The sequence below is a fragment of the Bacillus sp. CIS52 genome (assembly GCF_053545315.1).
Genome location: NZ_JBIUFR010000003.1, coordinates 1 through 14,218, shown reverse-complemented (window position 1 = coordinate 14,218; position 14,218 = coordinate 1). Strand labels below are relative to the sequence as shown.

Sequence of the window (14,218 nt, the reverse complement as noted above, 5' to 3'; positions counted from 1 at the left end):
CCCCTTTTAAAAACGTCACGTTGTCACCTGCCAAAACGAGTCTGCAGGTGCAGTGCTTGTCTCTGCTTTTTTCTCATATTTCTTTAAAAGATCCGCAATGTCCGTTTTTTCATTACTTGTTTTTTCCGCTTCATTTTCTGTGCTGTTCCAGCCGCCCAAAAGCGGGTAGTGTTTTTTTCGGAATTCCGGCGGCTGGGGCGCCCGGTGATGTTCCCGCTGCCTTTCACCTCTGTATTCTTCAACGAGAATATGAGCATTTGTCCCGCCGTCAGGAAATGAACTCTGAGCTGCGACGCGGGGTTTCTTCTCTGAATGCCAATCAACGGGTTCACGATTAAAATGAATACGTGACGCTTCAAAGTCATAATGTTCAAATGGCTCACGAGCTGATAAGAAAGGCGGAATCCGCTTATGATAGACGCTCAGCACACATCGGATGAAGCCCGCAAGTCCTGAAGACAGAAGCAAATGCCCTACATTCGGTTTCACCGATCCGATCCGGCAGGGCAGAAGCGTTTTCCGGTTCAGCTGATAGACATCTGAGAGCGCCTTGATTTCCACCGAATCAACGATTGGGGAACCGCCTCCGTTTACTTCTATATATCCAATGTCTTCGGGTGACTTTTCCGCCATATTAAGCGCAGTTTGAATGACGTCTCTCTGCGCCCTTATATTCGGTGAACCGGGACCGAGCGTCCTGCCGTCATTGTTTACCGAGACGGCTTTTATGACGCCGTAAATACGGTCTCCGTCCCGCACCGCATCGCTCAATCGCTTGATAAAAACGGCCCCCGCTCCTTCTCCGAGCACTTCTCCCGCTGATTCACGGTCGAATATATGAAACACGCCGTTCTCATTTAAAATATGGCGCGCTCCGAATAACCGGTGCGCGGACGGAGATAAGAGCAGACTCACCGAACCGACTAAAGCCGCGTCAATCCTTCCGGCCAAAAGGGCGTCTTTTGCAAAGGACAGCCCGATCAGCCCTGAGGAACATGCTGTATCCACGACAAGGCTCGGCCCTGTGACATTCAAAAATCGTGAAATGTTGGCCGCGAAATAGTTTTGCCCCGCCCCCAAAATCGGGTTAGGCGCCTGCAGGATATGTTCCATACCGGCTGAAGGCTGCGCCCTGCCGCCGATGTACACGCCGACTTTCCGGCCCGACAAATCCTTTTGGCCGTACCCGGCATCATAAACGGAATGAACCGCTTCTTCTAATATGATCCGCGCCTGCGGGTCCATAATTGCCGCGTCTTTTTCAGAGATGCTGAAAAAACCCGCATCAAACATGTCGATATCATTAATCCACCCCGCATAATCCTTTGTATGTGCTGTTGCATGCCAGCGCCATGCGGGGACAGGCCGGATGGCGGTGTTCCCTTTCATCAGCAGCTCCCAAAAAGCATCCGTTCCGCCCGCCCCCGGAAAACGGCAGGACATGCCGACGACGGCAATATCGTCTTCGGTATCCGCTTTCGGCTTCTTGGATGTTCCCTCTTCAGCGGCGGCGGTTAAATCAGGCTGGAGGTCCCTGTCTTGAACGAAACCATTTTCTTTTGTCACAAAATCGGCTTTATGATGCACTGCGAAATAGTCAACCATTTCTGTAATCGTTTGATATTGAAGCATGAAGGACGGTGTTAACTTTATGCTGATCCGTTTTTGCAATGATTGAACCAATTCCGCAAAGAGTATTGAGTCAATCCCGTATTCATCAAACGGCATATCATCTTTTATCTGCTCATCCGTCATTTTCAGTTCTTCGCTGAAAACGGTGCGCACCCATTGACGAATCGTATCCTTCACCTTTTGGTCACTGGAAATGCTTTTTTTCACGGGAGCTTCAGATTTCTTCACCTTCAAAAGATCACCAAAATCAGCCTCACTGTCTTCGGGAACACAAGGAATTCCGCAGCTTTGTCCGTTTAATATGATGTAATCTAAAAATTTCAGTCCGTCTTCGGCAGACAGTCTGGAAAGTCCTGATTTTTGATAAGCAGGTGTTTCCGGCAGGCCTTCAGCCATACCGGTTTCTTTCCAGACGGGCCATTGAACGGCTTTAACAAACACGTTCCCTTTACCTGCTTGATGATTTGCAAAAGAGTCCATAAATGAATTAGCCATCGCGTAGTCACTTTGCCCCGCAGCAAGCGAAGGGATCTGACCCGAAACGGATGAGAACAAAATAAAAAACGACAGCGGCTCATTCTGAACGGCTTCATAGAGACCGCGAAGCCCTGTTACTTTCGGCGCGCAAACGCTTTCGATTTCCGTTTCGGTTTTGTTATAAAAAGCGGGGTGTTCTCCCATTGCACCCGCGCAATGAAAAACGCCGGTAATCGGTCCCATCGTGCCGCGGATGCTGTCCGTCATGTTCCGGAGGCCCTTTTGATCCGTAAGAGAAACGCTGTAATAACGGATCTCCGCGCCCCGCTCGGCTAACCTCTGCATCCGCTCGGCCTTTTCCGGGAGAATGCCGTCGTTTTTCATGTCTGCCCACTTTGAGGAATCAGGAAGCGGCTCCCGCCCCATGATGACCAGTTTCCTGCATCCGCATGAAACGGCATGCTCCGCCGCAATTGCGCCGATCCCGCGCGATCCGCCCGTTATTAACAGCACATCATCAGACGAATAGGAAAGCTCAGGCGCAGCCGAAACATTCATACCCTGCTTCAGAAACGGCACATAACGGCGATTCAGCCTGTAGCAGCATTCACTGCCGCTTTTGGCCCGCGGCTGTAAAAATTCAGTCTCAATCTGTCTGCTTAATTCTTCTGTGTGCTCAATCGCACAATCGCTATCTATCGTAAAAGAATGAATGTTGGTATACTCAGCGCCCAGCATCCGGTACAGCCCCGCCGTTTTCGCCCCTTGCATCAGAGGTTTACTTTCCTTGAAAGGCTGGAGGCGGTGTGTCACTTGGCTGAACACAGCGCCTCTATGACGGAATGATTCAAGAGCCTGCTGTAAAAAGGCAAGCTTTCCGTGTTCTATCTCTTCCTGCCGTTCATATTCCGCATCATATGCGGTTATGTCGATGACCCCGAGTATCTGTTTGTTTTTAAGAGACTCCCGCACTCTGCCGTAAAGGTTTCGCCCCGATGCGGCGGCGTAATAATCGGCGCCGTCTTTTGCCTGATGAATGAAGCAGATCGTTTCAATATGGCCGTTTCCTTTAAAAAGAGCATCGGCCAATCGCCTCGTCTTATCAGTTGCAAGTATCATTACTGTTCCTGATAATGCTTCAGATTCCGCCGGATCTTGCTGCTTCCATTCTTTTTGAAGAATGATCTTTTGGTTTTCCGCCGGTTCGTCTGTCTGTTTCCGGATATCCGCAGGCACAGGCACCCAATACCGCTCCTTCGCGAACGGATATACAGGAAGGCTGACCCGTTTCGGCTTCTCTCCTTCGTATAACAGGCTCCAGTCAACGGCGGCTCCTTTTGCCCACTCAGTGAGCAATCTGGAATATTGCTTGTTTTTCAAAAGCTCGGCCATTCCACTTGATGACATATCGTCGTGAGCAAGTCCGCGGAAACACCCTTCAATTTCTGTTTTCCGTTCAAGCACATCTTTCAGTTTCGCTTGCAGGCCGCAAACGGATGTAACGATAAATGCCAGCCGTTCAGGCATCGCTTCTCTGCCAGCTTGAAGCGTGTAGGCCAGGTCTTTAAGGTCGACTTCTTTTTCCCGTAAAAAGCGGTCATACCGTTTTACATATTCTAATAGGCGTTCTTCATTTTTTGCCGAAAGCAGAAACAGAACCGGCTCGTCTTCCCGTATACTCATCGATTTCTTTTCAGCCTGCGGCGGCAGATATTCTTCTATGACAAAATGGGCATTGCTCCCGCTGGCGCCAAAAGAACTTAAACCCGCTCTTCTCGGCTGGTCAGGATGTAACGGCCGTTCCCATTCTACCAGCCGATCCGCCACATAAAACGGCGTGTCCGAAAATGGAATATGGGGATTCAGCGTGTCCGCGTGCAATGACGGAAAGATTTCTCCATGCTTCAGCTGCAAAAGCACCTTTGTTAATCCGGCGATTCCGGCGGCTCCTTCTAAATGGCCGATATTTGATTTGGCAGAGCCGATGGCGCAAAACCGCTTCTTATTTGTCCATTTGCGGAATGCACGGCTCAGCCCTTCAATTTCAATCGGATCACCCAGAGACGTGCCTGTTCCGTGGGCTTCAATATAGCTCAGTGTCTCCGGATCAACGCCGGCACTCTGAAAAGAATCTGTAATGACTTCCGCCTGTGATGCCGGATCAGGCACTGTCAAACCGGATGTTTTTCCGACATGGTTTAAAGCGGAGCCTTTTATGACGCCATATATCGGACAGCCCATTCTTTCCGCTTCTTGAACGGTTGTCAGCAACACCGCGCCGACGCCTTCTCCCGGCACATAGCCGTCACCGCCGGCGGCGAAGCTTTTGCAGACGCCTTCTGAAGACAGAAATCCGGCATTCGCCAAAAACGCATATTTATGCGGATGTGTGACCGCATTAACACCGCCGGCAATGGCGAATTCGCACTCTCCCCTTTTAATGCTTTCACATGCCAAATGTATGGATGTGAGCGAAGAAGAGCACATCGTATCAACAGCCATTGACGGCCCTGTAAAGTTCAGGCAGTGAGACACGATATTCGGAACAGAGGCAGGCGTCACGCCCATAGACAGCGGTGTGCCCCGCTGTGTGATTTCAGCGCCGAACAGCTCATAATGGCTCCAAAACACACCTGCGAATACCCCGACGCGTTTTCTCTTTTGTGAAGATGGCCCGCGCGCCGTTCTGTCCTGATAAAAACCGGCATCTTCACAAGCTTCCCAAGCCGTCTCTAAAAAAAGCCGCGCCTGCGGGTCCATCATTTCAGCCTGGCGCGGAGTCAGATTGAAAAACAGCGGATCAAAGCAGTCTATGCGATCTAAAAATCCTCCGTAACGATAGAACTGATCTGCTTCATAGGAGAAAGGATAACCTTTCCATCTGTCTTTCGGTATTGTTGTGATGCAGTCTTTACCTGAGCGCAGATTCTGGTAAAATTCATCGATGCTTCCCGCCTGCGGGTATCTTCCTGCCAATCCGATTACCGCAATATCGTGCTCTTCTGTGTGTCTCTCTTGTTTTTGGTTCCTTCTCTTGACAGCTGCATGGGATAATGAAGAGCGGTTCTTGTCTGCCATCGGAACCAATCGGGCCATGTTTTCAGTTACAGCCGGCTCCTTCCCGTATAAAATAACGGATTGCAGCTTGCCGAGACGCAGCATATATTCAAGTGAAGCCATCCCTTCCCCGGCCGGAATCGGGCTGGTGCCGGTTGCATCATTCATGATCTCTTTCATTAAGCTGTCAACCTGCATGCCGCCATCTTCCCAAAGCGGCCAGTTGATCGTCATAGAAGCCCCGGTCCGTTCGCCTTTTTCCGCTTTGCAATCGCGATATTTCATATATTCATCCATAAAAGCGTTCGCTGCGGCATAATCTGTCTGGCCCGCATTTCCGGCCAACGCCGAGAATGAGGAAAATACGGCGAAAAATTCAAGCGGTTCATGCCGTGAAGCTTCGTCCGCATGAATCAGGCCGCTGATTTTCGGCAGGAACACCCGCTTCAAGTCAGAACTGTCTTTTTGGATGATAAATTGATCTTTTAAAACACCGGCGCAATGAAAAATGCCCGTCAGCCGGCCGAAAGTTTCTGTAATCTGAGCAAATGCCCGCTCTGTTTCGGCTTTGCTGCCGATGTCCGCTTGAACGTAAAGAACTTCTGCGCCCAATGCTTTCAGTCTGCTGATCTTCTCAGACTGTTCCGGCGAACGGCCGATGAGTGCGAGCTTCACCTTTTCTTTTTCTGCAAGGTGACGGGCAAGCAGAAATCCAAGACCGCCGAGGCCTCCTGTAATGACATATACGCCGTTTTGTTTCCAAGGAGACTGTGTCTGCCCGTCCGGTTTCTCAATACGTTCGAACAATCTGATCTGCCGCATATTGTCCTTATACCGAATGTCTGTGCAGCCCGCATAAGAGCAGTCTGCTTCTGTTCTAATGATTGCAGCCGTCTCACTTGGCAATCTCTCATTCTTGTTACAGAAGGTGATCACCTGAGTGCGAAAAGCCGGATTTTCAAGATGTGCCGTTTTCAGCATAGCCCCGAGAGCGGAAGACAATGCCGCTCCATCCTCAGCGGCACATACAAGCTGAATCAATGTATGTTCTTTCGGATGGTCTGTCAGTTCCCGTTTGAGCATACGAAATATGCGCTCGGCATCTGCTTCAAACTGCTCATCTGCAGCCTCATGCTCCTTTTTTAGTTCTATCACTTCCGCTTCCGGGCAATATGTGCCGAGTTCATCGGTGAGACGGGGTCCTGCATCGGCAGCGATAATGAGATGACGGGTGTGTTTTTGCCCGTTCTGCACTGCCGTTTCCAGCGGCTGATCTTTCCAGGCGGGTTCAAAAAACAGAACCTCATCAGCAATGTCAGCGTCTGATGTATGCCGTTCTTCGGCCGAATCTTTCAGCACACAGCCCGCTTCATTGATAAGGTAATCCGCAAGGCGGCGGACAGATGAATATTCAAAAAGCAGTGTCGGATAAAACTGCTGCTGAAAAGTCTGCTCTAATATCTTTACAAGCTTCAGCAAATGCGCCGAGTCAAGCCCCATATCATAAAAGCCTTTCCGCACATCAATATCCTGTGCCGGACGATTGATCAACCTGGCGATTTCCGACTTTATGTAAGTCACCATGTTTTGTTCCGGCGTTTGTTGTTCAGACACGTCTTCTGCGGCCACATGATTTTCGGGCTCGCCACGGCCGCTTCTGTTCTGCTGAGGCGGCTTCTCTTTGTCTATCAGATGGGTAATCATATTCGCTTGTCTGACCCTTTTTACTGTCAGTTTCTCACATTCGGCCAATACGTTCCCTGCCCTGTCGTAAATCGTGAAGTCGGCCGAATAAAAATCAGGTTCGCTATCTGATGCGCCGCTTTCAGTGCGGCTGTTTTTCGCAGAATAAGTGTAAATCGTTTTCGGAAACGGCTGATATATGCAAAAACGATTGATCATAAAAGGAATATAAGGTGTGTCATTCTGTTTTTGGGCCGACAATGCAAAGGAAGAGCCGGCAAGGGTGGACGCATCTAAAAAAGCCGGATGCGCCTTAAATTTCTCCCGGAATCCTTCAGCCAAACCACTCAGACTAAGCTCCATTAATTCTTCTTTATCCTGAAGCTGATAAACGGCCCCTTCATTTTTCATAAACTCGCCATGCTCAATATGGCTTCTTCTTGCAATTCCGTAAATGTCATGCATGTCCCATTTTCGGCTTGCGTTTTTCATGAATGCTTCAATATTCAGCTCTTTTGCCCGGGGCGTGTCTTTTTGCAAATAAAGCTGACATTCCATATTCTCATCCCGTTTTCCGCCAAGCGGTATGCCGTTTTTTGCTTTTTCGCTTGTGATCTCAACTTTCCAGCTGTCACGCGCCGGCGTAAAGGTGACATACAGGTGTTTATCAAACTCTTCAGATGTTACAACAGGCTGCTTAAAAATAATCTGTCTTAATTCTATAGGCCGTTCACCGAGATACCCGGCGGCGAGCCGATACAGCATATCTATTAAAGTCACGCCCGGGAGGACGCGGATTTGATGAACGCGATGATCCCGGACGATATAATTCGTATGGCTGATTTTCTGCAGGAACGTTTTGACTTGATAGGTAGTAACTGCCAATCTATCACACCTCGCTTATTTCAAACATTGCTTCTGTGCCCGCCTCATTTTCTTCCGCTTCAGGCAACTGTGCTTTTTCAGGCCAATACCGCTGTTTTCGGTATACTGTCTGGCCGCCTTTCGGTTCCATGGCCGCTTTTCGTTCTTTCGGAATTCCTTCGTTGCTGACAATAATATGAGCGTTATTCCCTCCCAAACCGAACGCGCTGACTCCGGCCCTGAGTATCTCTTTTTTTCCTTTCCACCGCTTCAGCTCAAGCACAGGATAAAGCGGCGAATCATTAAATTGAAAGCGGGGGTTCGGTTTATGACAATGCAAAGTCGGCGGCAGTTCTTCATTGGCAATCGCCAGCAAAACTTTGATGATTCCCGCCGCGCCCGCCGCACTCAGCAAGTGGCCGATATTGCTTTTGACGCTTCCTACACCGCAAAATTGTTTTTCATCGGAATAAGCAGACAAGACATTGGTTAATCCTTTTAATTCAATCGGGTCGCCGATCAATGTACCGGTTCCGTGCGTCTCTACGTATGTCATGGTGTCCGGATCGATTTCCGCCGATTGAACCGCCTGCTCAATCAAGTCCTGCTGCGCCCGGGGATTCGGCGTCGTCACCCCCATTGTGCTGCCGTCATTATTTATCGCAGATCCGTCAATAACGCCGTATATTTTATCTTCGTCTTCTATCGCTTTTTCGAGCGGCTTCAGCATCAGCACACCGCAGCCCTCTCCGATTCCTGTTCCGTCCGCATCGGCATCGAAAGATTTTGAACGGCCATTTGGCGATAAGATTCTCGCCGCGCTCATGGTGAGAAAAGGTTTTTCATCAAGCAAAATGTCAACTCCGCCCGCAAAGGCCGCCTCCGCTTCTCCATTTTGAATAGCCTGCACGGCCAAATGAATTGCCGTAAGCGAACTGGAGCAGGCCGTATCTACGACCAGGTTGGGCCCTGTAAAGTTATAAATGTGAGCCATATGCGCGGTAATAAAATTTTGTCCCGCGCCGATAATCGAGTCTTTTTGCAAATATTGAAATTTCTCATGAAACGCACCTGCCCTTGCACCGGCAAAAACGCCGATACGGCGGCCCCAGAGATCCTCTTTTTTATAACCGGCATCGGCCAAAGCTTCCGCGCTCACTTCAAGCCACTGCCTTTGCAGCGGGTCTATCATCGGTGCCAGCGTTTCTGAAATATTAAAATACCCCGGGTCAAATTGATCAATATCGTGAATAAAACCGCCCCATTTACTGATGCTTTTTCCTTCTTGATATTCACCCGGCCGATAGTGTTCCCCGGCGTTCCATCTGTCCGGCGGAACTTCAGTGACGGCATCCGTTCCGCTGCGGAGATTCTTCCAAAATTCTTTTATATCCCCCGCTTTCGGAAAATGACAGGCCATGCCGATGATCGCAACCTTTCCCCGTTTCCCGGGCTTATCTGCCGTTTTTTTGCTCCGTTTCGGTGTCTTCTGCAAAGGGAACTTCTCCGCGGGAACCGCTGCATCTGCCGAAAAAGCTTCCGGACAATGTGCGGCTAAATAATCCGCGAGCTGTTCTATAGTAGGGTGTTCCAGAAGGACAGTCGGATCAATTGAAACAGACGGCAGTTTTTGATCAATCTTTGTCAGCACTTGCGCCAGAAAGATAGAATCCATTCCGTATTCCTGAAAAGGCACATCGATATCCATATGCGTTTCATCGATACTCAGCTCTTTTGCCAAAAGCGACTTCAGCCAAGATTGAATATCAATCCGGTTATGTTCCCGTTTTTTTGTTTCAGGAGGTTTGGCAGCTGTTCTCATTCCTTTATGGGCGGCTGGCTTGGCGTTTTCCAGCGCTTTGATGTCCCAATCATGTTTCACTTGTGCCGGCAGCACGACAGCTCCGGGTCTTTCTCTTAAAATGTAATCAAGCATCTTGAGACCTTCCGCGTCAGAGTGCCGCAGCAATCCCGTTTGCTGATACATCCCGCTTTTTGTATCCCTGCTCATGCCCGTCTCATCCCATGCCGGCCATTGTATGCTAATAATGCCGCTCTCATTGTTTTCTGCAAAATAGTCCATATAAGAATTTGCCATCGCATAATCGCTCTGACCCGCCGCAAGAATCGGGACGGCTGCCGAGACAGATGAAAACAAGACGAAAAATGCCGGCGCATCATCCTTTACACTCTCATACAGACCGTGGAGGCCGTCTGCTTTCGGGGCGAGCACCCGCGCGATACTGTCTTTGGATTTGCGGAGAAAAGCAGGGTTTTCACGGTCCGCAATTCCCGCGCAATGCAGAATGCCTCCGATAGGTCCGAGCGTTGAGGTTACCTCTTTTATAAGCCGTCCGACGGCCTGCTTATCCGTCAGATCAACTGCTGAGACGCACACTTTTACGCCTTGTGATTCCAGCTGCCGGATAAGCTGTATTTTTTCCGAAACAACAGGGTCTGTTTGCTCAAGATCCCACTCGGTTTTCGGCGGCAGCTCCTTTCTGCCTGTCAGAAGCAGTTTCTTCACACCGTATGCGGAAACGAAATGCTTGGCGCATAAAGCGCCGAGTCCGCGCGTTCCTCCGGTTATCATCAGGACGGCGTCTTTTGGAAATACAGTCCGGTCTGTTTGCACGGCTTCTGGTTCAATCTGATCAGTCTGCCGAAGAACATAGCTGAAGCGCATGCCGTCCCTGTAGCAAACAGCAGACTCCGTTAAGTCTGATTCAATTTCTTTTTTAATAAAAGCGGCTGTCTGCTCCAGCGGCTCTTCAGGATCAATATCGGCGTGACAGGTGAGAATATGGCTGTATTCATGCCGCAGCATGCGGTAAAGCCCCGCTTTTTCAATACCATGCATAGCGGCAGCCTTATTTTTGAAAGATTCAAGCCCTTTTGTAAGATAAATCATTTTCATGTTTTCTTGTCCGCGGCCGTATTCAATCAGCTGCTGCAGCGATGCCGCCCAGCTGACGTCCTGACGCTTTTGTCGGGAGCCGCAGCCGGTGAAGTCAATAAACCCGGAATAGATGGCCGCATTCGGATCCTGTAAGAAAGAGATGAGCTGATTTTCCTGCACAATGTCAGCATCATTCAGCTGTTTTTTCACCTCGGCGGCAAGGTCTTTTGTATCCTCGGAGACGATGAGCGCTAATTTGCTCAATGGCACGGATGAAGACACTGCCTCGCAAGGCTCCCATGTTTTCTGCAATAATACTGTTTTTTGATTCGAAAGCGGCAGCCGCTCCTGTTTCGGCACCCAATAACGGTCTGCTCTGAACGGATAGGAGGGCAGGCTGATGCGGCGCGGCTTACTGTCCGTATACAGCTGCTCCCAATCCGTGTCAAATCCGTTTGCCCAGAGCCGCAGCACTTTCTTGTATTTCTTTTTCTCAATCCAGGCGCTGACGAGGTCAGCAGCGTCTTCATCGTCTGAGAACATGGAGATCGTGTTATTCTCGCGTTTTTTACGGCCGCTGATGATATCTTCGCTGTTTTTTCCCATCAGAAACGCGTTCAGTTTTTCAGTCAGTTCCTCTGCGGAGTCTGCAATGATTCCCAGCCTCGCTTCCATCGCGTCCCGTCCGGTCTGCAGTGTGTATGCGGCATCTGCAAGATCGATATGGCGGGATGATCCGTTTTTGATAAAATCGCGAAGGAGACGCGCTCTTTCTTTCAGCCGCTCTTCATTTTTAGCCGACAAAACAAAAAGAGATGACGCTTTCTCACGGGTTTCCGGCTGTTCCGTCTCACTTTTGCCCATGTATTCTTCAATAACGATATGCGCATTGACACCTCCGAAACCGAATGAGCTTACACCCGCCCGGCGGGGCAGGACCCGGCCGTTTTCATCACGCAGCGCTTCCCACTCCTTTGTTTCTGTCACAATGTAAAACGGGCTGTCCTTCAATTTGATATGGGGATTGATGTTCTCGCAATGCAGACTTTTAGCGAGCGTCCGATGTTTCAGCTGCATCAATACTTTGATAACGCCCGCAATGCCTGCTGCGAGCTCCAAATGTCCGATATTTGTCTTCACTGAGCCTATCCCGCAATACCCGTCCGGAGCCCCGTCTGTTTGGAAAGCTTTTTTCAATGCATTGATTTCAATCGGATCTCCGAGTGCCGTTCCGGTTCCGTGCGCTTCTATATAAGTGATCGTTGACGGGTGAATACCGGCTTTTTGATAAGCGCTTTTCAGCACATCCGTCTGAGCCTGCGGGTTCGGCGCGGTAAGTGACGCTGAGCGTCCGCCGTGATTTTCCGCTGTACCGCGGATGAGGCCGTAGATGTGATCCCTGTCATGCTCAGCCTCTGAAAGCTTTTTCAAGACAATCATGCCGGCACCCTCTCCTCTGACATAACCGTCAGCCTGATCAGAAAATGTTTTGCAGCGCCCGTCTTCACTGAGCATGCCTGCTTTTTGAAAACCGATATGCCCTTCAGGCGTGATGATCGTGTTGACGCCCCCTGCGACCGCCATATCACAATCTCCCGTTTCAATGGCTTTTACCGCGCGGTGAATGGCGACTAAAGAGCTTGAACAAGCGGTTTCTATCGGCTCGCTCGGCCCGTGAATATCAAGAAAATAACTCATCCGGTTCGGCCCGACGGACGGCACGATTCCGGTCATCGTATACCCCTCGACAGGAAGACCCGCCTTATTGATTAAGGTTTGATATCCGCTTCCCAATGTGCCGGTGAAAATGCCGGTTTTTGTTCCGGCAATCCGTTTTGCTGAGTACCCCGCGTCTTCAATGGCTTTCCACACATACATCATTAATAGACGCTGCTGAGGATCCATCATTTCAGCTTCTTTCGGAGATATCCCGAAAAACAGCGGGTCAAACCCGGCGATTCCATCTATAAAACCGCCCCATTTAATTGACGTTTTATTTGCATCCGCTGCCGGATCGCCGTCATATTCACGCCAATCCCAGCGATCTCGGGGAATTTCTGTGATGCAATGCTCTCCTTTTGATAAACGTGTCCAGAATTCATCTATGTCTTTCGATTGCGGAAAAATACCGCTGATTCCGATAATGGCTATCGGTTCGGCTTTTTCTTCTGATTTTCCTTTTACGGATACGGGCGTTTCCCGCTTGACATGAACGGCCGCCGGAGCTTCAGCTTTTCTTTTTCCGGCTTTTGGGGCGGTTTTTAAACTCTCTCTTTCTAAGCCGCTGAATGCTTCTTTCCATTCAGATATCAAATGGCCGCTCAGTTTGCGCAATGTCGGAAATTCAAAGAAGATAGTCGGGCTGAGCTCAAGCTGGTAAGACCGATTTAATAGATTTGTAAATTCAGTGAAGATGATCGAATCAAATCCGTATTCCGTCAGTTCGCTGTCAGCCTCAATATCTTTAATGCTTACCTTTAAAAGATCTGATACATGCCGCTTTAGTTTCTCTTGAACCCGATCTTTCAGATCTCTTGCATCTGTCTCTGCCGCAGCTTGTCCGGCGGCGCTTTGTTCTTCGCCCAGATCGAAAATATGGCTGCGAATCCGTTTTTCGTCGCCCTCCGCCACCATGACCTGGTGTTCTCCGGAGGCAAAAGCCGCGTAAAGCGCCTGGATGCCTGATGCCGATCGCATGGCTTTCATTCCGGTCTGTTCATACATCAGCCGTTCGGTCTCTTTGTCCACGCGCATACCGCCTTCTTCCCAAAGCGGCCAGTTGACGGACAGGGTCTGCCCGCTCCGCTTGTTGTCCCGCACGAGACGGTTTCTGCGGGCTGCATAAACATCCATAAATGCGTTGGCTGCCGCATAACCGGCCTGTCCCGGATTTCCCATGCCTCCCGCCAAGGAAGAAAACAGAATGAAAAAGTCCAGCCGCACATCTTTCGCTGCTTCATCAAGATTGATAAGCCCTTTCACTTTCGGTGCCATGACGGTCTTCCGTTCGTTTTCTGCCTGGTTCAGAATGTAGTTGTCAGCGATCACGCCGGCGCCGTGAATGATCCCGTCGAGTGTTCCGTGCTCCTCCTGTATGCCGCGGACGAGGGCGATGACCGCCGCCCTGTCTGTCACGTCAACCGGTTGATACAATACGCGGGCACCCGACGCTTCCAAGCGCCGTAAGCGGGCGGAGCGGTCTTCATTAAGCGCTTCCGCCCTTCCCGTTAATACGAGGACGGCGTTTTTGACGCGGGAGGCTATTTCTTCAGCGAAAACCAGTCCGATGCCGCCCGCTCCCCCGGTGAGGAGGTAAACCCCTTCGTCTTTCCACGGAACGGTACCGCTTTGAGAGGCCGGCAGATGACGCCAGTTTCTGACGAGACGTTTGCCGTCTTCATAACGGATTTCCGCTTGTTCAGGATGCGCCCGGTTTTCTTTCAGTTTGGCAAGAAGCGATGATGCGGGCTCGTCCGGACCGGCTTGGATGACTTGGCCGTACAGCTTCGGATGTTCAAGGTGAGCCGTTTTCAGAAAAGCGGCCAGCCCCGCCAATACATTGTCTTCCCCCCTGTCGGGGACAAGAAGCTGGATCAGCGTTTTTTT

At 50.2% G+C, this 14,218-nt stretch carries 2 protein-coding genes; both read right to left on the bottom strand.

From position 1 onward, the window contains the following. Nucleotides 1–15 precede the first annotated feature (15 nt). On the bottom strand, nucleotides 16–7,734 hold the full coding sequence (locus tag ACH32G_RS12830) for an SDR family NAD(P)-dependent oxidoreductase (protein ID WP_448814418.1): 7,719 nt from the start codon (nucleotides 7,732–7,734) through the stop codon (nucleotides 16–18). Between the two features lie 4 nt (nucleotides 7,735–7,738). Continuing rightward, nucleotides 7,739–14,218: SDR family NAD(P)-dependent oxidoreductase (locus tag ACH32G_RS12825; RefSeq protein WP_448814417.1), on the bottom strand; the 6,480-nt coding region annotated here is incomplete at its 5' end.